This window comes from Rhizobium sp. X9 (assembly GCF_018873185.1).
GTDB lineage: Bacteria > Pseudomonadota > Alphaproteobacteria > Rhizobiales > Rhizobiaceae > Agrobacterium > Agrobacterium oryzihabitans.
Genome location: NZ_CP071311.1, coordinates 1,800,295 through 1,823,338 on the forward strand (window position 1 = coordinate 1,800,295; position 23,044 = coordinate 1,823,338).

27 protein-coding genes and 3 tRNA genes are annotated in these 23,044 nt (G+C 58.3%); 15 read left to right on the top strand and 15 right to left on the bottom strand.

Annotated features, from left to right (window positions below; translation table 11 throughout):
* Window positions 1–18 precede the first annotated feature (18 nt).
* The 4 genes from secE to tuf form a co-directional block, all read right to left on the bottom strand.
* Window positions 19–219, bottom strand: coding sequence for a preprotein translocase subunit SecE (gene secE / locus JZY08_RS08860; protein ID WP_003523719.1), 201 nt, complete (start codon window positions 217–219; stop codon window positions 19–21).
* Between the two features lie 186 nt (window positions 220–405).
* Window positions 406–481: transfer RNA gene (locus JZY08_RS08865), tRNA-Trp, on the bottom strand.
* A 171-nt stretch (window positions 482–652) separates the two neighbouring features.
* A complete protein-coding gene (locus JZY08_RS08870; protein WP_216329933.1) occupies window positions 653–1,492 on the bottom strand; it encodes a hypothetical protein in 840 nt (279 codons plus the stop codon).
* Between the two features lie 154 nt (window positions 1,493–1,646).
* Window positions 1,647–2,822, bottom strand: coding sequence for an elongation factor Tu (gene tuf / locus JZY08_RS08875; protein ID WP_003495154.1), 1,176 nt, complete (start codon window positions 2,820–2,822; stop codon window positions 1,647–1,649).
* Window positions 2,823–3,250: 428 nt separating this feature from the next.
* Between tuf and JZY08_RS08880 the strand changes: the two genes are divergently transcribed.
* Window positions 3,251–3,883, top strand: a complete 633-nt coding sequence (locus JZY08_RS08880) for a TerC family protein (RefSeq protein WP_216329934.1) — start codon at window positions 3,251–3,253, stop codon at window positions 3,881–3,883.
* A gap of 501 nt (window positions 3,884–4,384) precedes the next feature.
* Here the strand turns inward: JZY08_RS08880 and JZY08_RS08885 are convergent.
* Window positions 4,385–4,753, bottom strand: a complete 369-nt coding sequence (locus tag JZY08_RS08885; protein ID WP_216329935.1) for an MliC family protein — start codon at window positions 4,751–4,753, stop codon at window positions 4,385–4,387.
* Between the two features lie 471 nt (window positions 4,754–5,224).
* Window positions 5,225–5,674: a hypothetical protein gene (locus tag JZY08_RS08890; RefSeq protein ID WP_003495145.1), complete on the bottom strand. Its 450-nt coding sequence runs from the start codon at window positions 5,672–5,674 to the stop codon at window positions 5,225–5,227.
* 258 nt (window positions 5,675–5,932) lie between these two features.
* Here JZY08_RS08890 and JZY08_RS08895 point away from each other — a divergent pair, with 258 nt between their 5' ends.
* A complete protein-coding gene (locus tag JZY08_RS08895; protein WP_035242767.1) occupies window positions 5,933–6,247 on the top strand; it encodes a BA14K family protein in 315 nt (104 codons plus the stop codon).
* Between the two features lie 61 nt (window positions 6,248–6,308).
* On the opposite strand, the gene JZY08_RS08900 is transcribed toward JZY08_RS08895, so the two are convergent.
* Both JZY08_RS08900 and JZY08_RS08905 read right to left on the bottom strand, forming a co-directional pair.
* Window positions 6,309–7,334 carry a cyclopropane-fatty-acyl-phospholipid synthase family protein gene (locus JZY08_RS08900; protein WP_216329936.1) on the bottom strand — a complete coding sequence of 342 codons (1,026 nt, stop codon included), beginning with the start codon at window positions 7,332–7,334 and terminating at the stop codon, window positions 6,309–6,311.
* Window positions 7,331–8,119: a DUF1295 domain-containing protein gene (locus tag JZY08_RS08905; RefSeq protein ID WP_216331532.1), complete on the bottom strand. Its 789-nt coding sequence runs from the start codon at window positions 8,117–8,119 to the stop codon at window positions 7,331–7,333. The genes JZY08_RS08900 and JZY08_RS08905 overlap by 4 nt, the downstream gene beginning before the upstream one ends.
* Window positions 8,120–8,310: 191 nt before the next feature.
* On the opposite strand from JZY08_RS08905, the gene JZY08_RS08910 reads away from it, so the two are divergent.
* From JZY08_RS08910 to JZY08_RS08940, 7 genes are all read left to right on the top strand, one after another.
* A complete protein-coding gene (locus JZY08_RS08910; RefSeq protein ID WP_216329937.1) occupies window positions 8,311–9,684 on the top strand; it encodes an NAD(P)/FAD-dependent oxidoreductase in 1,374 nt (457 codons plus the stop codon).
* Entirely contained in the window at window positions 9,681–10,499 is an 819-nt protein-coding gene (locus tag JZY08_RS08915) for a DUF1365 domain-containing protein (protein ID WP_216329938.1), read from the top strand. The genes JZY08_RS08910 and JZY08_RS08915 overlap by 4 nt, the downstream gene beginning before the upstream one ends.
* A complete protein-coding gene (locus tag JZY08_RS08920) occupies window positions 10,486–11,718 on the top strand; it encodes a cyclopropane-fatty-acyl-phospholipid synthase family protein (protein ID WP_216329939.1) in 1,233 nt (410 codons plus the stop codon). Before JZY08_RS08915 ends, JZY08_RS08920 begins: the two co-directional genes overlap by 14 nt.
* A gap of 30 nt (window positions 11,719–11,748) precedes the next feature.
* Entirely contained in the window at window positions 11,749–12,126 is a 378-nt protein-coding gene (locus JZY08_RS08925) for a DUF2147 domain-containing protein (RefSeq protein ID WP_216329940.1), read from the top strand.
* A 14-nt stretch (window positions 12,127–12,140) separates the two neighbouring features.
* Window positions 12,141–12,572 (top strand): DUF2177 family protein, encoded by a 432-nt coding sequence (locus JZY08_RS08930; protein ID WP_082182574.1) that lies wholly within the window; start codon window positions 12,141–12,143, stop codon window positions 12,570–12,572.
* Window positions 12,573–12,703: 131 nt separating this feature from the next.
* Entirely contained in the window at window positions 12,704–13,246 is a 543-nt protein-coding gene (locus tag JZY08_RS08935; RefSeq protein WP_082184467.1) for a sigma-70 family RNA polymerase sigma factor, read from the top strand.
* A complete protein-coding gene (locus tag JZY08_RS08940; RefSeq protein ID WP_082182575.1) occupies window positions 13,243–13,953 on the top strand; it encodes an anti-sigma factor in 711 nt (236 codons plus the stop codon). Before JZY08_RS08935 ends, JZY08_RS08940 begins: the two co-directional genes overlap by 4 nt.
* A gap of 59 nt (window positions 13,954–14,012) precedes the next feature.
* Here JZY08_RS08940 and JZY08_RS08945 read toward each other — a convergent pair whose 3' ends face one another.
* From JZY08_RS08945 to JZY08_RS08955, 3 genes are all read right to left on the bottom strand, one after another.
* Window positions 14,013–15,863, bottom strand: coding sequence for an ABC transporter ATP-binding protein (locus tag JZY08_RS08945; protein ID WP_216329941.1), 1,851 nt, complete (start codon window positions 15,861–15,863; stop codon window positions 14,013–14,015).
* A gap of 310 nt (window positions 15,864–16,173) precedes the next feature.
* A tRNA-Gly gene (locus tag JZY08_RS08950) sits at window positions 16,174–16,247 on the bottom strand.
* Between the two features lie 25 nt (window positions 16,248–16,272).
* A tRNA-Tyr gene (locus JZY08_RS08955) sits at window positions 16,273–16,357 on the bottom strand.
* Between the two features lie 210 nt (window positions 16,358–16,567).
* Here JZY08_RS08955 and rlmB point away from each other — a divergent pair.
* The 5 genes from rlmB (at window position 16,568) to JZY08_RS08980 (ending at window position 20,403) form a co-directional block, all read left to right on the top strand.
* Window positions 16,568–17,455: a 23S rRNA (guanosine(2251)-2'-O)-methyltransferase RlmB gene (gene rlmB, locus JZY08_RS08960; RefSeq protein ID WP_082182576.1), complete on the top strand. Its 888-nt coding sequence runs from the start codon at window positions 16,568–16,570 to the stop codon at window positions 17,453–17,455.
* A 76-nt stretch (window positions 17,456–17,531) separates the two neighbouring features.
* Complete coding sequence (locus tag JZY08_RS08965; RefSeq protein WP_003495115.1) at window positions 17,532–17,924, top strand: acyl-CoA thioesterase; 393 nt, start codon at window positions 17,532–17,534, stop codon at window positions 17,922–17,924.
* A gap of 8 nt (window positions 17,925–17,932) precedes the next feature.
* Window positions 17,933–18,526 (top strand): hypothetical protein, encoded by a 594-nt coding sequence (locus JZY08_RS08970; RefSeq protein WP_035224010.1) that lies wholly within the window; start codon window positions 17,933–17,935, stop codon window positions 18,524–18,526.
* Window positions 18,527–18,590: 64 nt separating this feature from the next.
* Window positions 18,591–18,992 (top strand): DUF2946 family protein, encoded by a 402-nt coding sequence (locus tag JZY08_RS08975; protein WP_216329942.1) that lies wholly within the window; start codon window positions 18,591–18,593, stop codon window positions 18,990–18,992.
* Window positions 18,993–19,038: 46 nt separating this feature from the next.
* Entirely contained in the window at window positions 19,039–20,403 is a 1,365-nt protein-coding gene (locus tag JZY08_RS08980) for a PepSY domain-containing protein (protein WP_216329943.1), read from the top strand.
* A gap of 66 nt (window positions 20,404–20,469) precedes the next feature.
* On the opposite strand, the gene JZY08_RS08985 is transcribed toward JZY08_RS08980, so the two are convergent.
* Both JZY08_RS08985 and JZY08_RS08990 read right to left on the bottom strand, forming a co-directional pair.
* Window positions 20,470–20,946 (bottom strand): nuclear transport factor 2 family protein, encoded by a 477-nt coding sequence (locus JZY08_RS08985; protein WP_003495107.1) that lies wholly within the window; start codon window positions 20,944–20,946, stop codon window positions 20,470–20,472.
* A 12-nt stretch (window positions 20,947–20,958) separates the two neighbouring features.
* Complete coding sequence (locus JZY08_RS08990) at window positions 20,959–21,570, bottom strand: NAD(P)-dependent oxidoreductase (protein ID WP_216329944.1); 612 nt, start codon at window positions 21,568–21,570, stop codon at window positions 20,959–20,961.
* A gap of 156 nt (window positions 21,571–21,726) precedes the next feature.
* Between JZY08_RS08990 and JZY08_RS08995 the strand changes: the two genes are divergently transcribed.
* Window positions 21,727–22,110 carry a helix-turn-helix domain-containing protein gene (locus JZY08_RS08995; RefSeq protein ID WP_216329945.1) on the top strand — a complete coding sequence of 128 codons (384 nt, stop codon included), beginning with the start codon at window positions 21,727–21,729 and terminating at the stop codon, window positions 22,108–22,110.
* A gap of 36 nt (window positions 22,111–22,146) precedes the next feature.
* On the opposite strand, the gene JZY08_RS09000 is transcribed toward JZY08_RS08995, so the two are convergent.
* Entirely contained in the window at window positions 22,147–22,608 is a 462-nt protein-coding gene (locus tag JZY08_RS09000; RefSeq protein WP_253204006.1) for a GNAT family N-acetyltransferase, read from the bottom strand.
* 45 nt (window positions 22,609–22,653) lie between these two features.
* Complete coding sequence (locus JZY08_RS09005; RefSeq protein WP_003495099.1) at window positions 22,654–23,007, bottom strand: DMT family protein; 354 nt, start codon at window positions 23,005–23,007, stop codon at window positions 22,654–22,656.
* Between the last annotated feature and the right edge of the window lie 37 nt (window positions 23,008–23,044).

The window sequence follows — 23,044 nt, forward strand, 5'->3', positions numbered from 1 at the left end:
TATTCTCCGTTCAATTCGTTACCGACCGACGTTCAGCACGAGGCTGAGCAGCCAGCCGATGAGCTGGTCAGCAGCAAAAAAGAACAGAGCCGCAAAAATGACCATCACGAGCACCATAGCCGTCGAAATCATGGTCTCGCGGCGCGATGGCCAAGTGATCTTTGACGCTTCGGCGCGAACCTGCTGCAGAAACGTAAACGGATTGGTTTTGGATGCCATTGACTGCCCACGCAATTACGGCGCGTAAAGCCGATACTGATCAGCCCCACGCACCGCGTGTCTGTTTTGACCCTACATAAACACCGATTCCCCTTTTAACAAGAGGAAATCGACATTCGGCGAAATTCGCCGGAAATCCGGCACCCATCTGCCACGCAGCGAAGACCCGCGCTTGCGAATGGAAAGTGGCAGGGGCAGAGGGGCTCGAACCCCCGACCTGCGGTTTTGGAGACCGCCGCTCTACCAGCTGAGCTATACCCCTTCAGACCAAAACTGACCGCGAAAATCGCTTGGTCAATTCGGTATGCGCTCCTTTAAGGTGCAGGGAAAAGAATGGCAAGTGTGTTTTTTGTTTTTTCACACATCATCCAGCGAATTGCACAACAAAGGTCAGCGTGAGTTCCTGCGCCCTGTGGAGGATAAATCGAGCCATCTATCTACCTGCTTCTTCCGAGGCAACATCGGCGCTGGTGGCATGTTTAGGCTGCTGCTCTGGCCCCGGCCTGTTCGCGCTTGCAACGATATCGCTGAACCGTCTGCTCCAATCACCCAGCGTCGCAAGTAGCGGAGCGGCTTCGGTACCGGTGGACGGGCAATTCATCGTTAAAACCTGCGATGAGATTTCCGAACTCAACGTTATAAGCCCAAAGTGGATTTGTGCCTGTTTGGCAATCTGATCCTGCCCCGCAAGAAGGGACGACAAGGCCGTGACGGCCGTAACGGTTGCGGGAAAAACAATGGCGAGAACTTTTATATGGGAGCCAAAGCGCCTGCCCGCTTGCGAATACTCCGATGAATTCAGGCCTGCAAATATCGTCGTCAGCATACCGAGACAAATGATAGTGATGGAGAAGTTTCTGGATCTCTCCTGCAGTCTCTGCATTTCATATTTCGCTAGATTTCGCTCTCGTGGGATACGATCCTGCAACGCCGTGAAGCCGGAAACGAATTTCGCAGCCGTACTGACGTCCGGATAACTACCCGCGCAACGGCCAAGCCACAATGTGATATCCGAATCGCTGCCTGCCCACCGGGGATCAAATCCGAAAGCCAGCTCGAACGGTGCCCTGTCGCTACGAGCCACCCGCTTGAAAAACTTTGTCACGGGGCTGTAGGCGGATTCCAGGCCGTAGGTGAATTCCTCGGAAGCCGAATCTGTGAGCTCGGTCGGCGCGACCACGTAAACCGTGAGCAACACGAACCATAGTCCGACAACACCGACGACCAGAAGCGTAAAAGATTTCAGCAGTATCAAAGTATATTTCAAAAACATGCCGCACCCCCCAGCGTTGAATATCTATCTCATAGGTTGAGAGGGGCGACAATATTGTTGAATCTGGGAGCGCGTTAAAATCCCCAGCACCGTACAAAGCAAAAACCCCGCTGTCTCCAGCGGGGTTTTCCTCAAGCCCTTGCGGGTTTGAATATTACTCGACGATCGAAGCCACGATGCCGGCGCCGACGGTACGGCCGCCTTCGCGGATAGCGAAGCGCAGCTTTTCTTCCATCGCGATCGGAACGATCAGTTCGACTTCAACGGTGACGTTGTCGCCAGGCATAACCATTTCCGTGCCTTCCGGCAGCGAAACGATACCCGTCACGTCCGTCGTACGGAAGTAGAACTGCGGACGGTAGTTCGTGAAGAACGGCGTATGACGGCCGCCTTCTTCCTTCGTCAGGATGTAGGCTTCTGCCATGAACTTCTTGTGCGGCTTGACCGAACCCGGCTTGCACAGGATCTGACCACGCTCAACGCCGTCACGGGTAACGCCGCGAACCAGCGCACCGATGTTGTCGCCGGCCTGGCCCTGATCGAGCAGCTTGCGGAACATTTCAACGCCGGTAACCGTCGTCTTCGAGGTCGGGCGAATGCCGACGATCTCGACTTCTTCACCAACCTTGACGATACCGCGCTCAACGCGACCCGTCACAACCGTACCACGGCCAGAGATCGAGAACACGTCTTCGATCGGCATCAGGAACGGCTGGTCGATCGGACGCTCAGGCGTCGGGATGTAGGCGTCAACAGCAGCCATCAGCTCGCGGATCGCGTCTTCACCGATCTTCTTGTCGCTGTCTTCAAGAGCAGCAAGTGCCGAACCCTTGATGATCGGGATATCGTCGCCCGGGAAGTCGTAGGACGACAGAAGTTCGCGAACTTCCAGTTCAACGAGCTCGAGAAGCTCGGCGTCGTCAACCTGGTCGACCTTGTTGAGGAACACGACGATTGCCGGAACGCCAACCTGACGGGCAAGCAGGATGTGCTCGCGGGTCTGCGGCATCGGGCCGTCAGCAGCCGAGCAAACCAGGATCGCGCCGTCCATCTGGGCAGCACCGGTGATCATGTTCTTCACGTAGTCGGCGTGGCCGGGGCAGTCAACGTGCGCGTAGTGACGGTTCGGCGTCTCATACTCAACGTGGGCCGTCGAAATCGTGATACCACGTGCCTTTTCTTCAGGCGCGGCGTCGATCTGGTCATACGCCTTGAACTCGCCGAAGAACTTCGTGATCGCGGCGGTCAGCGACGTCTTGCCATGGTCAACGTGACCGATCGTGCCAATGTTGACGTGCGGCTTATTGCGCTCAAACTTGCTCTTTGCCATGTGAATTGCTTCCTGTGAACGTGAAGTAGTTTCCCCGGCGAACCGGTTTGGTGTCGCCGTTTAAGGCTTTGTAAGCGAATGCGCAAGACTTAATTGTTAAAGCGCGTTCGCACACGCTGATCGCGTGCCTCAAGGCGCCTATATGGTGTGCGCTTTACGATATTCAAAGCCGCTTCAACCTTGCCGCAACAGGAGCGGAGGGAATGAGCGGGCGGGAACCCACAGACGCTCCTCTTCGCACAATCGAATTGCTAAACAAGCTTTTTCTTCATCACAACTTCTTTACCTCGACCGTCATCATGGCTTAAGGAAACGTCATCGCCGGGGGGAGACGGGCGAGCGGAACGATGCGCCGGGTGCGCACCCATGCCACATCTCGATCAGCCGCGTTCTCCCGCGCGACCTTCCATCCGTTTCAGGACCATCCCATGGAAATCTTCACAGCCGCCGGTTTTACGGCATTCTTACAGGTCATTGCGATCGATCTCGTTCTGGCGGGCGACAATGCCATTGTCATCGGCCTTGCCGCCGCCGGCCTTCCCGCGCATCTTCGCCGCAAGGCGATCCTGGTCGGCATCATCGCCGCCACGGTTCTGCGCATCGGCTTTGCCGCCGTCACCGTCCAGCTTCTGTCCATCGTCGGCCTGCAACTTTTCGGCGGCCTGCTGCTGGCCTGGGTCTGCTGGAAAATGTGGTCAGAACTGCGCGAGGCCGCAGGTTCCATCGAAGACGAGGTGACGGACGAAGAGGCCGATCTGACAAAGGGTCACAAGACTTTCTTCCAGGCCGCAACCCAGATCGTCATCGCCGACGTCTCCATGTCGCTGGACAACGTCCTTGCCGTGGCTGGCGCCGCGCAGGAACATGTGACGGTGCTCATCATCGGCCTCGTCGTTTCGATCGCGCTCATGGGTCTTGCCGCCAACTTCGTCGCCAAGCTGCTGCACCGCTACCGCTGGATTTCCTATCTCGGCCTGATGGTCATCATCTATGTGGCGCTCAACATGCTTTACCACGGCGTGATCGAGGTCTGGCCCTACATCACGCCTTACTTCGGCTGAACCAACCCGAAACGACCAGCGATCGACAGGCCCGGAAACAAAGTTTTCCGGGCCTTTTTTGTGCCGTGCGAACATCGGAGCCGCCGCTTCCAACGCCTCATTCGGCCTCGAAAATCAGCATCCGGCATTCGGAGAAGACGTAAAGGGAATCAGCCGCCCGAAGCGCTGCAACATTCGGATAAGACAGGGAAATCGCGATTTCTCGCCTATACATTCTGGCAATTGAGGTCAGCCACGGGCAAGCCTAGGGAGCTAGTAATAAGTCATAATAATAAAAAGAAAGGTAAAGCTGCCAATGGCTTATGACTGGAGCGGCGGTCGTACCCGCCGCCTTAGACGGGTGAAGCTTGGCGTTGTCGCAAGCTCTCTCATCCTGCTGGCGCTGCTCGTGTCGCTCGTTCTTGGCTGAACACATCACGCGCGCAATTCAACACTGACCGGCGGCATGGCAAGGTTTTTACAACCGCCCTGCCGCCGCTCCCTTCAGTCGGCCGCCGACGATCAGGTCTTCTTCACTTCCACGCAATGAACCGGTTTCTTCATTTCCGGGTCCGCCATCAAATCGTAAAAATCAGCCTCCTCACCCTTCGACCACCAGACATGGACACCGCCCTGGTATCTGGCTCCCGAGCCTGAAATGACGTTTGCGGCAACAACGACGCCGTCCTTCAGCCCCAGCCGGACAAGGCTGATATCACCGGCGTTGAAATAGGTCGCTTCGACCTTATCGGCGGCGCATTGATAAACGGTCTCGACCTTTTCGACCGTCGTATCCTTCGGAAGTGGAATCACCAGATCCTCGGCAAGCGCGCTGGAAGCGGCTGACAAAGACAAGACGGTAAAACACATGACGGCGAGTGATTCTTTCATGATGGCCCTTTCCTGATGTGGCGCCACCATAAGGCCACGCCAGAAAAGCCAAAATGGGGCCGCTCATTGCCACACACCTGAAATTTGCGTTAGCCGGGGAAGCAGGACGTGATTGATTTCAGTCGAGAGACTGCGGCAATTTCTATTGGAAGAACCAGTAAACGACGCCCAGAATAACCGTCCACATCAGCAATGATATGGCCAGCACGGCGAGATAGTTTCGAAATCGTCTGGTCATCCGCCCACATTATCGGTCGGCCATCACGCGACAACCTCAACCGTTGAATTGCTGTATGCGGGTCAAACCGCAGGGTTAGCTCTTTCTATCAAGATGTTGAAAAGCAAACCATTCGCAGATTTTACCCACCCGAAAACGGGGTTGCCTGCGGCAAACCCCACCCTGGTCGAGCGGGGTTTGCAGGCCTCATGACGCCTCGGCGGGTCAGCGACGTCAACCGTCACGGAACCGTGTCAGCTCTTCAGTGCCGTATTGCACAGGCTCCAGTAGCCGCCGCCCTTCTGGATCCATTTCAGATCGCCGAGCGTGCCGTCATTCTTGTTCTTGTGATAGGAATCGACGCAGGTCTTCAGGCGGGCCTTACCAGGGGTCTCGCTTGAATATTTCTTATCGACAGCACTCGGAAAAGCGACGCCCTTCGGGGCCTTTATCGTCGCCTTTTCGGGTTCTTTCTCAGTTGTGGCCGCGACCTGCTTGTCATCGGCGGCGTCTTCGGCCGCCGCATCGCTGCCGCAGAACTTGGCGCGATAATCGTTCCACTTGACGTCCTTGGCGGATCCGTCGGCTTTCGCCGCCTGATATTTCACGCTGCACTCCTTCATGGTGAGTGCCGCTGCGGGGGAGACAAACGCCGCCGAAGCCAGCAGCGCAAAGGATGAGAGAATGACAACCCTGTTAATCATTGAAGACTCCCGTTTGCATGATTGCCGGCCGACTATCCGACCGGATTTTCCGCTTGTCAACGAGCAGTGCGGCAAGGACCCGACGTCGAATTGACGGCACGCCATCTCCGCCAGCATGGAAGTGTGGCGCCGATGGACTTCAACTTCAGGTCACTCGGGCCCCTCGGAGAATCACGTGTTCGTGTGGCGTCAATAGCCATCGGGAACGAATTTCCTAAATTTTCGTTAGCATCTCGAACGAATAACGAGGATTTATCGATGTTGAGGATGCCGAAGACCATCTCCGCGCTCGCTCTTGGCGTCGCATTATCTGCCGCTTCCGTCGTGCCCGCCCATGCGCTGAGCATCATACAACCTGCCAGGGATTTGCAGGAAAAGACGCAGCCCGCCTCCCCCGCATCGGCCTTTGCCGCAGGAAAGGGTGAGGAAGGCGCGTCGAACGGATACGCCCTGTCTCAGGAAGAAGTCAGCCATATCAAATGGTGCGCGGCGCGTTACACATCTTACCATCCGACCGACAACACCTATATGGCGTCGGCCGGGACGCGGATGCAGTGTCGTTCGCCCTACTGACCAAACTCGGATGCCGGGCCGGGCCAGCCCCGACCCAGTAGTACCAAGCGCATCTGGCAAGCTAGGCAGGTCTCATCAGATAGTGCCCGACGCCCCATACCTCTCCGTCATCATGTCCGAAGAGGCCTGCCGTCGCGAGGAAGAACAGCCGCCAGCGTCTTTCCCACAATCTCGCATCGGCGCCATAAACGCGCTGTAGGATTGGCCGTATGCGATCTATCTCCCGATCGAAATTCTTCAGCCAGTCGAGAGCCGTTCGGCGATAATGCGATCCTGACCAGCGCCAATCCCGCTCCACGTTGAAAAGCCCGTCAAAACGATGCGGAAGATCGAAAGCCGGCATGATGCCGCCGGTGAAGAAATGCTGCGCGATCCAGTCTGCCGGATTGCCATGATCGAAACGATAGGATCGGTCGCGGTGATTGAAGACGTGCAGGAAGAACCTGCCTTCCGGCTTCAACCACGAGCGGACGCGCTCAAATAACGTCTGCCAGTTCGACATGTGCTCGAACATTTCCACCGATACGACACGATCGAAATGGCCGTCGGTCGTGAAATCATTCATATCAGCCGTTACCACAGACAGATTGGAGAGCCCGCGCTCTTTCGCGCGCTCGATTATATATTGGCGCTGCGAAGCAGAGTTCGAAACAGACGTAATCCGTGCATTGGGAAAACGGCCTGCCATGTAAAGGGAGAGCGAGCCCCAGCCGCAACCGAGCTCAAGAATATCCATGCCATCCTGCAAGCGGGCATGTGACACGGTTTGTGCCAGCGCAAAAGTTTCAGCGTCATCAAGCGTGGTGTCAGCATCGGGATAAAAGCAGCAGGAATATTTTCTTTGCGCGCCGAGAACGATCGCGAAAAACTCCGCCGGTACTTCGTAATGCTGCCTGTTTGCGTCGTCCGTATGGGTAGCGACGGGAAATCTCACCATGTCTGCCGCAAATGCCGGCTCGGCGTCCGCCGGCAGGCCGGCAAGCCGGCGCTTGGTGCGCGCGCAGAGAAGGTCGATGCCGGCAAGGGTGATGCTGTCGCTCAGCGGCGCGCGCTCGGCTGCATTGATGGCGAATGCGAGCATGTTCATGGCATATCCTCGTTTTTACGTGGCCCCGGAAAAAAAGCGTTGACGCGGTTCTGCAGGGCGCGGAATTTTTCGCCGCGCGACTTCAGCATGTGTTCTTCGAGTGGCGGAATGCCGGAGACATGGACGAGCAACCAGTACATCATGACCGGCGCGGCAAGCGACATCCATGACCAGGGTTGCGCATGGATGGCCAGCAATGGAAAGCCACACCAGAAAAGCCATTCGAAAAAGTAGTTCGGATGACGGGAGTAGCGCCAGAGACCCATCTCACAGACGCTGTTTTTGGCCGCCGGTGTTTTTCTGAACCGCGAAAGCTGCGCATCGGATATGGCTTCACCGACAAGCGCACCGGCCGCGACGAGTAAGGCAATCAGATCGGTAAAGCGTGGAAAAGCCTGAGGGTTGCTGGCGGCGAGATAGACGGCGAGCACCAGCACAAAGGCGGCGATGGCCTGGATCTGGAGGAAACCGAAAAGCCGCAGCGAAGCATTGCTGCCCCATTGCTCGATCAGTTTCGCATAACGCGGATCCTCTCCGCCGCCCCTCGTGCGCAGACCGATATGACCGGCAAGCCGCAGCGACCACACGATCACGAGAAAAACAGCAGCTCCCCGACGCCAGGCATCTCCATCGGAAAACAGGACCGCGACAATGCCGCCGAGCCCCACACTCGCGGACCAGACGGTATCGATCCAGCCGCTTGAGCCCGTCAATCGCTGCAACGCCCAGGCTGCCGCCATCAGAAGCGACATCAATACGGCAAGGGCTACCACAACAGACATCATCACCATTCCGCTCGCTGTATCAAAGGGCATCACGCCGCCTTTGGTGATGCAACTACGGCCGAGACGGCAAAAGAGTTTCAGGCAGCAGACAAAATTCCGAAAAATCTGCGCGGCCGTGAAACTTATCGATCAGCTCCCTCGTATCTGTCGCAGTCCCAAAGGCTGAATTGTGAATGCAATAGCGAGGAAACATGTTCGACACCGAAGCCAAAAGAAAAGACAGCCGGCGAAACATCGCCGTGATCGGAACAGGCATTTCCGGCCTGTCCGCAGCCTGGCTTTTGTCGCAACGGCATGATGTCACGGTTTTCGAGGCGGCGGACCGCGTCGGCGGCCACAGCAACACGGTGACTTTCCCGACTGAAAAAGGACCTGTTTCCGTAGACACCGGTTTCATCGTCTATAATGAAACGACCTATCCCAATCTCACAGCACTTTTCAAAACACTGGATGTGCCGACCGCGGCATCCAACATGTCCTTTGCCGTTTCGCTGAATGACGGCGGTTTCGAATATTCCGGCGGCACCGGCTTCGGCCTTCTGGCGCAGAAGAGAAACGCCATCAGGCCACGCTTCTGGGCGATGCTGTCAGATCTATTGCGCTTTTACCGCAACGCCCCGCGCGACCTGCCCGTCATGGGCGACATGTCGCTCGACGATTACCTGTCGCGCAATCACTATGGGTCGGCGTTCCGAGATGACCACCTCTATCCCATGGCGGCCGCCATATGGTCCACGCCGGCAATGGAGGTGGGCCGTTACCCGGCGGCGCATTTCATAAAATTCTGCAGCAACCATGGCCTGCTTTTGCTGCGCAACCGGCCCGTCTGGCGCACTGTCGTCGGCGGCGCTCAGGAATATGTCAAACGCATCACGACGCCATTCGCCGACCGCATCCGGCTGTCGACGCCGGTCAAACATATCAGCCGTATCCCGGGTTACGTCGAAATCGCCGGGGAAAGTGGCGAATTCGAGCGTTTTGACGATGTGGTGATCGCAACGCATGCCGATCAGGCACTGAATATGCTGAGCGATGCAACGCGCGCCGAACGGCGCATTCTCGGGGCATTCACCTACACGAAAAACAGGGCGGTGCTTCATACCGACAGCAGTTTCATGCCGCGCCGGCGCGCCGCCTGGTCAAGCTGGAACTATGTGGCAGATACCCGCATTGAAACGGGTCAGCCAAGCATCACCTACTGGATGAACAAGCTTCAGCCGCTGGGCGACACCCCTGACACCTTCGTAACGCTCAATCCGGCGCGGGAGCCGGAGCAGGGAAAGATCATCGCCGAGGAAACCTACCACCACCCTGTTTTCGACGCCGGCACCGAACAGATGCGGCAGGAACTTTGGGCCCTGCAGGGGTTGCGAAACACATGGTTCTGCGGCGCTTATTTCGGCTCGGGTTTTCATGAAGACGGCATTCAGGCAGGCCTTGCGGTCGCGGAAGACCTGGGCGGGCTGAAGCGCCCCTGGCAGGTCGCCGAAGACAGCGGCCGGATTGTTCGCCTTGATATGACGGCGATTGCGACCGACACCGAACTCATAGAGGCGATAGCATGATGCCTCACCTCGCCTCCGCACTCTTTCCCGGACATGTGACCCATGCGCGCTTCAAACCGAAAGCGCACAGGCTGGCCTACCGGATTTATTCGCTGCTTCTCGACCTCGACGAGCTGGATACGCTCGACAAAAAGCTGCGACTTTTCTCCGTGGACCGGTTCAACCTGTTTTCTTTCCATCGCAGGGACCGCGGCGACAGGAGCACGATCGGACTTCGCCAGCAGATCGAGACCTCGATGCTGGCGGCGGGCGTGCCGGTGGATGGCGGGCCGATACGTCTGCTCACCATGCCGCGTCTGCTGGGCTGGGCCTTCAACCCGCTGAGCGTGTTCTTCTGCTACGGGCAGGACGCATCGCTGAAGGCCATTCTCTGGGAAGTCGACAATACGTTCGGCGAAAGACACTCCTATCTGATCCCGGTTGAGGCAGACGGTGCGGCGGAAATCGTCCAGCGCTGCGACAAGGCCTTCTATGTCTCACCGTTCATGGACATGGACCTCCACTATGTTTTCCGCGTCATACCGCCCGGTGACAGGCTGAAGATCGTCATCGACACCTTCGACGGCGAAGGGCCGGTTCTGACCGCCCGGCACCTCGCCCGGCGCGTCGAACTGACCGACGCCGCCCTTCTGAAAGCATTCTTCGCCATCCCCTTTCTCACGCTCAGGGTGATCGGCGGCATTCACTGGGAAGCGCTCAAAATCTGGCTGAAGGGCGTGCGGTTCCGCAAGCGTCCGCTGCCGCCCTCTTCACCCATCTCTTTCGTTCATCCTTCATCGCCGCAAATCGAGGCCAAGATAAATGACCCCGTTTGACAATCTTACGCAAGCATCGGCCGAAAACAGACTTTCCAACCGCAGCGCCGGCCCCGGCGGCTGGCTCATGGGCAGGCTGCTGAACAAGGTCTCAACCGGAAGGCTGCGCGTCATTCTTCCAGGCGGCGGCGTCGTTGAAAAATACGGCGAAAAAGACGGCTGCGAGGCAACGCTTGTCCTCGATCGCTGGCGCGCGCTGAGGCGGCTGATCCTCAACGGCGATATCGGTTTTGCCGAGGGTTTCATCGATGGCGACTGGACGACGCCGGATCTTACGACGCTGATCCGTTTTGCGGCCCAGAACCGCGAAGCCTTCACGGGTTCGATGCGCGGCAGCCCGCCGATGCGCCTTCTCAACCGCCTTGGTCACAGGCTCAACGCCAATACCAGACGCGGCAGCCGTCGCAACATCGAGGCGCATTATGATCTGGGTAACGAGTTCTACAGGCAATGGCTCGATCCCTCGATGCTTTATTCCTCCGCGATCTTCGACGACACGACGCCGACGCTTGAGGCGGCCCAGCTGAAAAAACTCGACCGCATCGCGGACAAACTCCAATTGAATGGCGGCGAAAGCATATTGGAAATCGGCTGCGGCTGGGGCGCACTCGCCATCCACCTGGCTACCGAGGCCAATGCCGACGTGACAGGCATCACCCTTTCGCCCTCACAATTGAACTGGGCAAAAGCAGCAGCCGAAAAAGCGGACAGGGCGGGAAGCATCGATCTGAAACTGGAAGACTATCGCGATGTCGACGGTAAATTCGATCGTATCGTTTCCGTCGAGATGTTCGAAGCGGTCGGGGAAGCCTATTGGCCGAGCTATTTCGAAACGCTGAAACGCTGCCTGAAACCCGGCGGCCGCGCGGTGCTGCAAATCATCTCCATCGAACCTGGTCGGTTCGACAATTACCGGCGCAAGGCTGACTTCATCCAGAAATACGTCTTTCCGGGCGGCTTCCTGCCATCTGACGAAGCGCTTGAAAAAGCAATTGGCAGAGCGGGCCTGAGCCTGACCGATACGGAGCTTTTCGGCCAGTCCTACGCCCGCACGCTGGCGGAATGGCGGCAGCGTTTCCATGCGCGATGGCAGACGATTTCGCTCCTTGGTTTCGACGACCGCTTCCGGCGGCTCTGGGATTATTACCTCTGCTACTGCGAAGCCGGCTTTACCGAGGGGACCATCAATGTCGGCTTCTACACGATTGAGCATAAGTAAAACGCGGGGCAACAATTGCGGAGAAAGACGATGAAAATCAAAGCATTGATAATCGCATCCTCCCTATGTCCGATGCTTGCGGCCTTCGGAGCCGGGGCAGCGGACATCGACGGCAACTGGGCGCGCGGCGACGGCAACGCCAAAGTGCTGATCGCGCCCTGCGGCGACAATATCTGCGCCACCAACACCTGGATCAAGCCGGGCACGCCCAAGGAAAAGACCGGCGACCGGCTGATCATGGATATAAAGCCCGATGAAAAAGGCGTCTATTCCGGCACGGCCTTCGATCCGCAACGCGACAAATCCTACAGGATAACCGTGACGGTCGATGGCAGCAGCATGACCACCAAGGGCTGCATCGTCGCCGGTCTCTTGTGCAAGGGCATCAGCTGGACCCGGATCGATTAAAAAGGAAAAGACCGATGAAGACCTATATCGCAGCCTATTTCTTCACGCTCATCGCTTTTCTGGTGATCGACTTCATCTGGCTGAGCACCATGGCATCGCGGCTCTATCGCCCGGCCATCGGCGATCTCCTGGCGGAAAACTTCCGGCTTGCCCCGGCGATCGTCTTTTATCTCATCTACGCGGCAGGATTGACCTTCCTCGCGGTTCGGCCGGCGCTGGTGTCGGGCCAATGGACGACCGCGCTGCTTTATGGTGCGGCCGTCGGCTTCATGGCCTATGCCACATATGATCTCACCAATCAGGCGACATTGAAAAACTGGTCAACAACATTGACCATCGCAGACCTCCTGTGGGGAACCTTCGTCTCCGCAGCGGCCGCCATCATCGGTTACCTCGTCACGGTAAGGCTGGTCGGTCCGCTGGAAAATCCGGCAGGTGTATTATGACCACGGCAAGCCTCGACAGCTTCTTCCACCCGGCCATCCCCTGGCGTGAAAGACGCGAACTTCATTTTGCGCATGCCTTGCCTTCCCACAAAAGACAACCTTATAAAGGAAGCGCAGCAAGGGACGTTCGAATGCAAGGCACAGAGATCGCAAGCCTTATCAACCGCGTCGGCATGGGCGATCGTTCGGCATTCGTATCGCTTTATCAGGCCACGAGCCCGAAGCTTTTTGCGATTTGCCTGAAGATCCTGCGTGACAGGACCGAAGCCGAAGAGGCCCTCCAGGAGATCTATATCAAGGTCTGGCAGCGCGCCCGCACATTTGCCGCAAGTGCCGGCAAACCGGCGACATGGCTTGCCGCCATTGCCCGCAACCACGCGATCGATACGATCAGGGCGCGCAAACCGTCGACTGATGACATTGACGAGGCCTATGACATTGCCGACGACAGCATCCGCAATCCGGAGCAGCAGATCGTTCTGGCGGATGAGGGCCGCAGGATCGATGAGTGCATGCGTGAACTTGAAAACGTTCATGCGCAGGCGATACGCCGCGCCTATGTGGAGGGTTTAAGCTATCTCGAACTCGCCGAGGAATTGCGGGTGCCGCTCAACACGGTCAGAACCTGGCTGAGACGCAGCCTTCTCAAACTCAGAGAGTGCATGCAGCGATGACGACGGGCGAACACAGCGACGGCATGCATTCGCGCGACGAAGTCCTCGCCGGCGAATATGTGCTTGGCGTGCTGCCGATCGAAAAGCGGCGCGAGGTTGAACGCCGCATGCAGGACGACAAGGCCTTCGCGCAACTCGTCCAGCGCTGGGAGATGGAATTCTCCGACTTCAATGCCGAGTATGAGGAGCAGATGCCGGGCGCAACTGTTCTTGCCCGCATAGAAGAACGCCTGTTCGGCCGCCAGGATATCAACACCAATGGCAGCCTGTGGAGTTCGGCATCCTTCTGGCGGTGGATATCGGTTGCAACGAGTGCAACCGCCGTGGCGGCCGTCGTTTACGCCGCATTCCCCGAAAAATGGCAGGATACCACCCCGCTGGTCGCCGAACTCGCGACAACGGACAGCCAGGTCAACCTTCTCGCCTCCTATGATGCAGAATCGGGACGGATGCGCATCGTTCCTGTCGCAACCGGCAAGATCGACGAGAAGTCACTGGAACTCTGGCTGGTGATGGATGGCGGCAAGACGCGCTCGCTCGGCGTGTTCCAGCCCGGCGCGAATGGCGACCTCATCATTCCCGCGGATATGCGTGGCAATATCAGTGAAGGCACGACCTTCGCCATCAGTGTCGAGCCTTTCGGCGGCTCGCCAACCGGTCAGGCGACCGGTCCTGTGATAGCCGTCGGCACCGCACGCCACCTGTAAGGCGACTTAAGGCAGCGACAAGGTATCGCCGAGCGACGCGTCTCCCGCCCGTCGCTCGATCACTCGTCTTCCGGAATAAAGCCCCCGCTCTGACGTTTCCAGAGCCGCGCAAACAACCCGCCCTGCTCGACCAGCTCTTCCGGTCGCCCTTCTTCGACGATCCGGCCATGATCGAGAACGATGATCCGGTCCATGCTGGCGATGGTGGACAGGCGATGCGCAATTGCGATGACGGTCTTGCCCTCCATCACCAGATTGAGCTTGTCCTGAATGGCCGCCTCCGACTCGCTGTCCAGCGCGGACGTCGCCTCGTCGAGTATCAGGATGGGAGCGTCTTTCAAAAGCACGCGGGCAATGGCGACACGCTGCCTTTGTCCGCCCGAAAGCTTGATGCCGCGATCTCCGACAAAGGCCTGATATCCCTTGCGCTCCTCGCTGTCGGCAAGATCGGCAATGAAAGCGTCGGCCTTCGCCACTTTCGCCACCTGCTCGATGTCGTTCTGCGTCGCCTCCGGCCGCCCATAGCGGATGTTGTCACCGACGGAACGGTGCAGCAACGCCACATCCTGGGCAATCACCCCGATATTGCGGCGCAGACTGGCCTGCGTGACATCGCGGATATCGTGACCGTCGATGCGAATGGCCCCGCCCTGAATGTCGTAGAAGCGCAGGAGCAGATTGACCAGCGTCGTCTTTCCCGCGCCCGACAGTCCCACAAGTCCGACCTTCTCCCCGGCACGGACGGTCAGGGACAGATCATCCATCACCGGCCTGCCCGACTTGTAGGCGAAGCGGATGCGGTCGAACTGTATTTCGCCACGCGAAACGGTGAGCGCGGCAGCGTCCGCTTTATCGGTAATGGTCGGCGGCGTCGTCATCACGGGCATGGCGTCCTTGATGGTGCCGATCGCCTGAAATATCTGCTGGCCCATCTGCAGGAAGGTGAACGTATGGCCCGACAGCCGTTGCAGGATGTAAACGGCGCCGACAAATTCCCCGACCGTTATGAAGCCCTTCACCAGACCGGAAAAACCGAGGGACAGGATCGCCAGCCACAATGCCATGTTGAGCGCGACGACGACCAGTTCCGATGCGCGATAAACACGCTGTTCCCTATGCTGTGTATGCACGGCCTTGTTCAGGATACGGCGGATGGCTCCGGCCTCACTATCTTCGGCTGCGAACTGCTTGATCATCTGCATGTTGCTATAGAGATCGGTGATTGCGCCCGAGACGAGGCTCCGCTGTTTTGCCGACCGCCGCGACCGCTCGGTGAAGACAGGAGCGAGTTTGACGGCCAGCACCACATTCAGCACGATCCAGATGAGCACCGGCAAGGCGAGCTGCCAGGACAGCGCCCAGAGCAGAACGAGGGAGCCGACCATCTGCAGCAGGAAGCGCGGTGCAAGTTGAAAGGCGTTGATGATCTGCTGCTGAACGGCTGACGACACCTGCGAAAGACGCGAAGCGACCTGCCCGGCGTAAAGCTCGTGGAAAAATGCGAGATCCTGCCGCTCCACCGCCTTGTGACCCTGCCACTGAATGGCCGCCGGCATCGCGATGCCGAGCGTGTGCGAGGTGAGCGTGTTGAGAAGAAACGACGCGACCGGCATGGCCGGGAAGATCAGCACACCGAGAACGGCGAGCATCGGCCATTCGTTTCGCAGAAAGGCTTCCGCACCCTGCGCCGTCACGCCGTCGACGATGACCGACAATCCCCAGATGATCGACAGATTGATGGCTTCCACGGCCATGGACGACAGGGCAAGAGCAATGAGGACGCCGCGAAACATTGAAATGAAATGCAAAAGCACCGCGACCGGGCCTTTCGACGGCAGCGGATGAAAGGGAATGTCGAGCGGCCGTATCAACGTCTCGAAAGGGCGGAAAATCGTATCTGAAATCGACATGGGCCTCTCGGATCACAACTTGGTATCGACGGGGAGGAATCAGCGACGCATCCGTCATGGAACCACGTGCCGCCCGCGACCTCAATTGCAAACAATGGGAGGTGCGGCCGTCGCACGGCCGCAACAGAGATCGACGTCAATGTGCAGACCATGAGACGATGAAAGCCCGCGCCTGAATTCCGATGCAGGGCATCGAACTGGCTGGATCAATAAAACAAATGCTGATGACGATGCCGGAAGGCTTTTTGCGCACACGATAAATGCGGCAAATTCAGAGTGTTGGGCGCAATTGATAATGTAGGGGGAGAAGTGGAGCGGGTAGCGGGAATCGAACCCGCGTATTCAGCTTGGAAGGCTGCTGCTCTACCATTGAGCTATACCCGCGGTGGTGATTTCGATCCGTGCAGAATGGTGGAGGGAGTTGGATTTGAACCAACGTAGGCGTAGCCAACGGATTTACAGTCCGTCCCCTTTAACCACTCGGGCATCCCTCCAGCTTTCTGCTAGGATCGAGCGACCAAGCTCTTTAAGATTTCGCTGCGGCGAAGCGCCGTTGCGTCGTCTGTGGCGCGTATATGACGGCCTCGTTCGTTTCTGTCAACACGCCCTTTCACGAATTTTCGGGAAAAAATTCAAACATCTTTACAGCCCTGTGGATTATCGCGGGGGCTGGTGCGCGCCTCTTTGCGGAGATATAAGGCGCCATGAGCAAAGACGATCCCAACAACAAATCCACCCGCGACACGCATTACGCCACCCTGCGCCGTGCCGTGCGCGACGCCAAACGCGAGCGGGGTGAAATTCCAACCCCGCAACAGCCCAAGCGCAGGAACCGCGGTGCGGATGACTGGAAGCCGCCGCAGCTGGCACCCGATCAGGTCCATCTTTACGGTCTTCATACCGTGCGCGCGGCGCTTGCCAATCCCGAGCGGCAACTCATCAAGCTGTCCGTGACCCAGAACGCCCTTGCGCGTCTGGATATCGGCGAGGCGGATGCCCAGCCCTTCCCGGTCGAGATGGTTTCACCGCAGGATATCGACAAGGTCCTCGGCCCCGAGGCGATCCATCAGGGCGTGATGCTGGAAACGAAGCCGCTGCCGGTCAAGAAGCTCAACGCCTTGAAGGACAGCCCTCTCATTCTTGTGCTCGATCAGGTGACCGATCCGCACAATGTCGGCGCCATCATGCGCTCGGCAGTCGCCTTCAATGCCGGCGCCGTCATCACCACCATGCGCCACAGCCCGACCGAGTCAGGCGTCCTGGCGAAATCCGCCTCCGGCGCGCTGGAACTCATCCCCTATATCCAGGTCACCAATCTGGCCGATGCGCTGGGCGAGCTGCACAAGCTCGGCTTCTTCTCCGTGGGACTGGATTCGGAAGGCCCCGCCCCCATCGAACAGACTTTCAGCGGCGAAAAGATCGCACTGATACTGGGAGCCGAAGGCAAGGGACTGCGCCAGAAAACACGCGAAACCGTGTCCGCGCTCGCGCGTCTCGATATGCCGGGCGAGATCAAATCGCTCAACGTGTCGAATGCGGCGGCCATCGCCCTTTACGCAACGCAGCAATTTCTGGGCAAAGCCTCGTCCTGAGGCTTTCCCTTCCTTGCGAAATCGCAAAGCGCAACGCATGCTGCGCCTCTGACATTCGCAAGGAGCAAATTGAGACATGACCGACCTGCCCATCAAACCGACCGGCGAGCTGACGCTCAGAACGCTCGCCATGCCGGCAGACGCCAATCCGGCCGGTGATATTTTCGGTGGCTGGGTCATGTCCCAGATGGACTTGGCGAGCGGCATCCGCGCGGCGGAGCGTTCGCGCTGTCGCGTCGTCACGGCGGCGGTCAAGGAAATGGCCTTCGAACTGCCGGTGAAGATTGGCGACACGCTCTCCATCTATACCGATATCGCCCGTGTCGGCCGCACCTCCATCACGCTGACCGTGGAAGCCTGGGCGCAGCGGTCACGTTACGACAAGCTGGAAAAGGTCACCGCCGGCACCTTCATCATGGTGGCGATGGACGAACATGGGCAACCGACGCCCATTCCTGCGGCGGAGTAAGGCACACCATGGAGGCCGCCGTCAACGCTGCGGAAGCCTATTCGCACATCCGTGCCGTCATGGGCATGGTGGTCGGCCTCAGCCTCGCCCGCCTTTTGACCGGCCTTGCCGGTTTCGTCCAGCATCCCAAGAAGGAGCGCATCTATCCCCTGCATATCGGCTGGGTGGCTTTCCTCTTTCTGATGCTGGTGCATTTCTGGTGGTGGGAGCACCGGCTTTCCGCCACCGGCCACGTGCTGGGCTTCGGCGCGTTCCTCTTCCTCATCCTGTTCTGCTCGCTGTTCTATTTCCTCTGCGTGCTGCTGTTTCCGACGGAGATGAAGGAATATAAGGGGTATGAGGATTATTTCTTTTCGCGGAAAAGCTGGTTCTTCGCCTTTCTGGCCGCGCTTTTTATCACCGATGTCGGCGACACGCTGCTGAAGGGACAGGACTATCTCTCCTCCCTCGGCGCAGAATATCTCATCCGTACAGCTATTTACGTCATTCTGTTCACGCTGGCGGTTTTCATCGACAATCGCCGCTTTCACCGGTTTCTTGTGGTTTTCGCGCTGATCTATCAGATCGCCTGGATTTTCCGCACCTACGACCTGCTGGCCTGAAGAACCGCACCTCTTGTCATTGTGTCGCGGTGACAATTCGCCGCAAATATGACATTTCGATTCCATGGGGTTTATTCGCAGGATCATGCAGGACAGGAGTTCGGCTGGCGCCATCGCCACGCTGGCGGTTCTGCTTTTCCTTTTGCAGGGTCTCGCCAATGGCCTGACCAGCGGCAATATGGCGATGGCCGCGCTTGCCGCGGATGAGATCATCTGTTCCAGCCATATGCCTGAGGGCGGCGGCAAGCAGGACCCCGCCAGCAAGATTGCCGCGGACTGCTGCGGCACGCTCTGCCGTCTCGCCTCGGCCACGATCGCCACTCTTCCAGTCACGCCTGTCGAACGGGCGGACAGAATCACGCCGACGGACGAAGTCGCGTTTGTGAACTTCGACGCGGCTTTGCCGCCATCACCACCCAATCGGGAATCGCGTCCGCGCGCGCCGCCTTCCGCTCCGCAAAACTGAGACCTTCCCGGCTCGCCGGAAAATCAATCTTCTTGCGGAGACATTCATGTCCGTTACGACCTCTTTCGAGGGCGAGCGCGCGCCTGCGCATTCCTCGTCCGTCAATCTTTACCGCGCCGTATGGCGCTGGCACTTCTATGCCGGCCTCTTCGTCCTGCCTTTCATGATATCGCTCGCCGTCACCGGCGCGCTCTATCTGTTTCGCGACGAAATAGACAATCTCATTCATTCGGATCTGAAGCGCATAGAGGTGGTGCAGGACGCCCCCAAAGCACTGCCTTCCGAGATCGTGGCGGCAGCCCTCGCAGCCGTTCCAGGCACGGCAGTCAAATATACGACACCTGCCGATCCGGGCGCCTCAACGGAAATCACCGTCAATACGGCGAATGGGAAGCGCGCCGTTTACGTGAACCCCTATACGGCGCAGGTAACTGGCTCCCTGCCGGATCGCGGCACCGTCATGTGGACGATCCGTTACCTGCACAGCCTGAAATATTTCGGCACCTACACCCGTTATCTGATCGAGATCGCCGCCGGGTGGTCCATCCTCCTTGTCGCTACCGGCATCTATCTCTGGTGGCCACGCAAGCAGACGGGTGGCGTCGTCACGGTGCGCGGCACACCGAAAAAACGGGTGTTCTGGCGCGACACCCATGCCGTCACCGGTATCTTCGTCGGTTTTTTCATCGTCTTCCTTGCCGTTACAGGCATGCCCTGGTCGGGCGTGTGGGGTGCGAAGGTGAATGAATGGGCAAATGGCAGCAATTTCGGATATCCGGCGGGGGTGCGCACCGATGTTCCCATGTCCGGCGACCATCTCGATCACGTGGCAAAAACGAGCTGGTCGCTGGAACAGGCAAAAATTCCGGAATCGACGGCCGCTGCCGAAGGCCGACCGATCGGAATAGATGAGGCAATCGCCCGTTTCGACGGACTTGGCCTTGCCCCCGGTTATGCGGTGGCGCTTCCGGGGAAACCGACAGGGGTCTATAGCGGCTCGATTTATCCGGACGATCTGGAGCAACAGCGCGTCGTCCATCTCGATCAATATAGCGGCGAACCGCTGATCGACATGAGTTATGCCGATTACGGCCCGCTCGGCAAGGCGTTGGAATGGGGCATCAACGTGCATCTGGGCCAGCAATATGGCCTCGCCAATCAGATCGTACTCGTGATGGCCTGTATCGGCATTGTCCTGCTTGCCGTATCCGCCGGCATCATGTGGTGGAAGCGTCGCCCGAAAGGTTCACTCGGCGTGCCGCCTTTGCCGCAGGAAAAACGCGTCCTGCGTGGCCTGATCGCTCTGCTCGCCATCGGCGGCATCCTGTTTCCGCTGGTGGGCGCGAGCCTGCTGGCAATGCTGGCGCTGGATATGGCCGTTCAGGCACGCCAGAGGCGGCGCGCGCTCTGAAAAGACAAACCGGCCGGGAGCAATCCCGGCCGGTTCCATGCTTTTGGCCAGAGGGCGGAAGCCGCCTCAGAACATGGTATTGTTGTTCGCCGCCTTTTCCGGAACCTCCTGGATCACGTCCCAGTGTTCGGTGATCTTGCCGTCGGTGACCCGGAAAATATCGACGATGGCCCTGCCGCGATCACTTTCATTTTCCGTCGAATGAATGTGCAGATAGACCAGATCGCCATCCGTGGCGCTGCGAACGATCCGCGCCTTCGACTGCGGATTCTCCTTGAAGAAGCCGGTAAAATAATTGACGAACGGCGCCTTGCCGTCCGGCACCATCGGGTTGTGCTGCTTGTAGCTGTCGACGAGGACAGCGGCGCCCTTGTCTACCTCATGCTTGTTGAAGACCGTATCGTAGAACTCGATCACCAGTTTGCGATTGGCTTCTTCCTGCGCGAAATCCCGCGTTGCGGTTTGCGCCAGAACGGGCGCGGCCATCAAGGCGGGCACGAGCGCGAAAGCGGCGATGGCAAGACGGCGTGTTACGAAATTCATGGGTGACACCTCTCAATAACCAACGGTGAAACGCTGGCGGGAATGCTGCGCCTTCTCGATTTCATCGACAAGGGCGATGGCGTAGTCTTCGAAGGAAATGCGGCTGCCTTCGCCATTGCTGAGGAGGCTGTCCTTGCCGATGCGGAATTTGCCGGTTCTTTCACCCGGCACGAATTCGGCTGACGGCGACAGGAAGGTCCAGTCGAGGTGCTTTTCCTGCTTCAGAATATCCAGAAACTCCGCACCCTTGGTGGCCTCGGCCTTGTAGGCGGCCGGGAAATCCGGTAGGTCGACCACACGCTGACCCGGTGCGATTTCGAGACTGCCGGCGCCGCCAACCACGAGATAGCGCTGAACGCCGGATGCGCGCACGGCCTCGATCAACGTCGCCGGATCGCTGGCGGTGAAGTGCACCGAGCTGATCACGGCATCGTGACCCTTCAGCAGCTCCGAAAGCCCCGCCTGATCGAAGACATCACCCTTCTTTGCCACCACATTCGGCAGGCTGGCGATCTTTTCGGGACTACGGGCAATCGCCGTCACCTGATGTCCACGGTCGGAAAGTTCCTTCAGAATGCGGGACCCGGCATTGCCGGAGGCTCCGATAAGCGCGATTTTAGCCATGGCTTCTTTCCTTTGTTGTTATTGTCATTGGTCTAAATAATAGACCGCAAAGAAGAGCTATGGTATCGCAGCCTTAGCCGCAAGAAGTCAGCCACCGCTGATCTGGTCACATGGCGATGACCTGCAAGTGAAAAAATACGGGAAAAAGGCGAGAAAATGCCGGATACGCAAACCAAAGAAAACTTCGCCTTCGACCAGCCCTGCCCCATCCGCGACGTGCTGGATCGCATCGGCGATCAATGGAGCCTTCTCGTTCTGGAAGCCTTGCAGGGCGGCGTCCTGCGCTTCAACGAACTGAACCGCAGGATCGATGATATTTCCAAGCAAATGCTGTCGCGCACGCTGAAACGGCTCGAAGAAGACGGCTTCATCCGCCGCACGCTTTATGCCGAGGTGCCGCCACGCGTGGAATATGAACTCACCAATCTCGGTCGTTCGTTTCTGGTGCCGATGCAGTTGTTGGTGCAATGGGCCGACGAAAACCACGTCCGCATCTGCAAGGCGCGGCTGGCTTACGCCGAAAATGACAACCGCAGTTAACCGTCAAGCCAGCACCGATCCGCAACGAGGCCCTGTCTAGCCCAGCCGATAGACCTTGCAGACCAGCCCTTCCGGCTGGCGATAGGTGGTGAAGCCCATCGCTTCATAATAGCCCTGCCCGAGCGGGTTGTCAGCGCCGATGCTGGCGTCGATGTTTTTCAGGCCGCGATCTTCCGCCGCCTTGCGCGTGGCGGCAAAGAGGGCGGATCCCACGCCTCTCCGGGCCGCCTGCGGGCTCACATGAGTACCGATAATGCCCCAGCCTTCCGCCACGCCGTAGGGATTGTCAGCCCATGCGTAACGCAGCGACTGAAACCCCAGAATGCGCCCGTCCTCATCCTCGGCAACCACGCATTCGATACGGTCCGCGTGCTCGATGTAATTCTCCAGCACGGTCGCAACGTCTGTCGGAACCTTTCGAAGGCCGGCCGCGAATATCTCGTTCTGAACCGCCGCCATTCCGGCAGCATCATCAACGCTTGCAGAGCGTATTTTCATCGATAGATCACCTTCTTGTTGTGTCCAGTCTTGGCGGGTGCCGTTTCAGGACCGGAAAATGAAGGACGCGCCGAAAGCGATCAGCGCAAAACCGATCACATGATTGATGGTGATGCTTTCCTTCAGCCAGAAGATCGAAAACAGCGCGAAGACCGCAAGCGTGATGACCTCCTGAATGGTCTTGAGCTGCGCGGTGGAATAGACCTCCGAGCCGATGCGGTTGGCGGGCACGGCGAGCATATATTCGAAGAAGGCGATGCCCCAGCTTGCGATGATCGCAAGGAAGAGCGCACTGCCCTTGTGCTTGAGATGCCCGTACCAGGCGAAAGTCATGAAAACATTGGAGGCGACGAGCATCAGGACAGGCCAGATGTGGGCAGGGCTGATCGAAAACGGCATGATGGTTCCTGAAAATAGGGAGGGAGGTCATGAAAGG

Bases quoted from the DNA above. Each gene is read 5' to 3' on its own strand.
- JZY08_RS08925 (WP_216329940.1), top strand. From the start codon at position 11,749: ATGAAAATCAAAGCATTGATAATCGCATCCTCCCTATGTCCGATGCTT.
- JZY08_RS08920 (WP_216329939.1), top strand. From the start codon at position 10,486: ATGACCCCGTTTGACAATCTTACGCAAGCATCGGCCGAAAACAGACTT.
- JZY08_RS08885 (WP_216329935.1), bottom strand. From the start codon at position 4,753: ATGAAAGAATCACTCGCCGTCATGTGTTTTACCGTCTTGTCTTTGTCA.
- JZY08_RS08880 (WP_216329934.1), top strand. From the start codon at position 3,251: ATGGAAATCTTCACAGCCGCCGGTTTTACGGCATTCTTACAGGTCATT.
- JZY08_RS09005 (WP_003495099.1), bottom strand. From the start codon at position 23,007: ATGCCGTTTTCGATCAGCCCTGCCCACATCTGGCCTGTCCTGATGCTC.
- JZY08_RS08910 (WP_216329937.1), top strand. From the start codon at position 8,311: ATGTTCGACACCGAAGCCAAAAGAAAAGACAGCCGGCGAAACATCGCC.
- JZY08_RS08940 (WP_082182575.1), top strand. From the start codon at position 13,243: ATGACGACGGGCGAACACAGCGACGGCATGCATTCGCGCGACGAAGTC.
- rlmB (WP_082182576.1), top strand. From the start codon at position 16,568: ATGAGCAAAGACGATCCCAACAACAAATCCACCCGCGACACGCATTAC.
- JZY08_RS08890 (WP_003495145.1), bottom strand. From the start codon at position 5,674: ATGATTAACAGGGTTGTCATTCTCTCATCCTTTGCGCTGCTGGCTTCG.
- JZY08_RS08980 (WP_216329943.1), top strand. From the start codon at position 19,039: ATGTCCGTTACGACCTCTTTCGAGGGCGAGCGCGCGCCTGCGCATTCC.
- JZY08_RS08945 (WP_216329941.1), bottom strand. From the start codon at position 15,863: ATGTCGATTTCAGATACGATTTTCCGCCCTTTCGAGACGTTGATACGG.
- JZY08_RS08905 (WP_216331532.1), bottom strand. From the start codon at position 8,119: ATGATGTCTGTTGTGGTAGCCCTTGCCGTATTGATGTCGCTTCTGATG.
- JZY08_RS08995 (WP_216329945.1), top strand. From the start codon at position 21,727: ATGCCGGATACGCAAACCAAAGAAAACTTCGCCTTCGACCAGCCCTGC.
- secE (WP_003523719.1), bottom strand. From the start codon at position 219: ATGGCATCCAAAACCAATCCGTTTACGTTTCTGCAGCAGGTTCGCGCC.
- JZY08_RS08870 (WP_216329933.1), bottom strand. From the start codon at position 1,492: ATGTTTTTGAAATATACTTTGATACTGCTGAAATCTTTTACGCTTCTG.
- JZY08_RS08990 (WP_216329944.1), bottom strand. From the start codon at position 21,570: ATGGCTAAAATCGCGCTTATCGGAGCCTCCGGCAATGCCGGGTCCCGC.
- JZY08_RS08935 (WP_082184467.1), top strand. From the start codon at position 12,704: ATGCAAGGCACAGAGATCGCAAGCCTTATCAACCGCGTCGGCATGGGC.
- JZY08_RS09000 (WP_253204006.1), bottom strand. From the start codon at position 22,608: ATGAAAATACGCTCTGCAAGCGTTGATGATGCTGCCGGAATGGCGGCG.
- JZY08_RS08975 (WP_216329942.1), top strand. From the start codon at position 18,591: ATGGGGTTTATTCGCAGGATCATGCAGGACAGGAGTTCGGCTGGCGCC.
- JZY08_RS08900 (WP_216329936.1), bottom strand. From the start codon at position 7,334: ATGAACATGCTCGCATTCGCCATCAATGCAGCCGAGCGCGCGCCGCTG.
- JZY08_RS08895 (WP_035242767.1), top strand. From the start codon at position 5,933: ATGTTGAGGATGCCGAAGACCATCTCCGCGCTCGCTCTTGGCGTCGCA.
- tuf (WP_003495154.1), bottom strand. From the start codon at position 2,822: ATGGCAAAGAGCAAGTTTGAGCGCAATAAGCCGCACGTCAACATTGGC.
- JZY08_RS08985 (WP_003495107.1), bottom strand. From the start codon at position 20,946: ATGAATTTCGTAACACGCCGTCTTGCCATCGCCGCTTTCGCGCTCGTG.
- JZY08_RS08915 (WP_216329938.1), top strand. From the start codon at position 9,681: ATGATGCCTCACCTCGCCTCCGCACTCTTTCCCGGACATGTGACCCAT.
- JZY08_RS08970 (WP_035224010.1), top strand. From the start codon at position 17,933: ATGGAGGCCGCCGTCAACGCTGCGGAAGCCTATTCGCACATCCGTGCC.
- JZY08_RS08930 (WP_082182574.1), top strand. From the start codon at position 12,141: ATGAAGACCTATATCGCAGCCTATTTCTTCACGCTCATCGCTTTTCTG.
- JZY08_RS08965 (WP_003495115.1), top strand. From the start codon at position 17,532: ATGACCGACCTGCCCATCAAACCGACCGGCGAGCTGACGCTCAGAACG.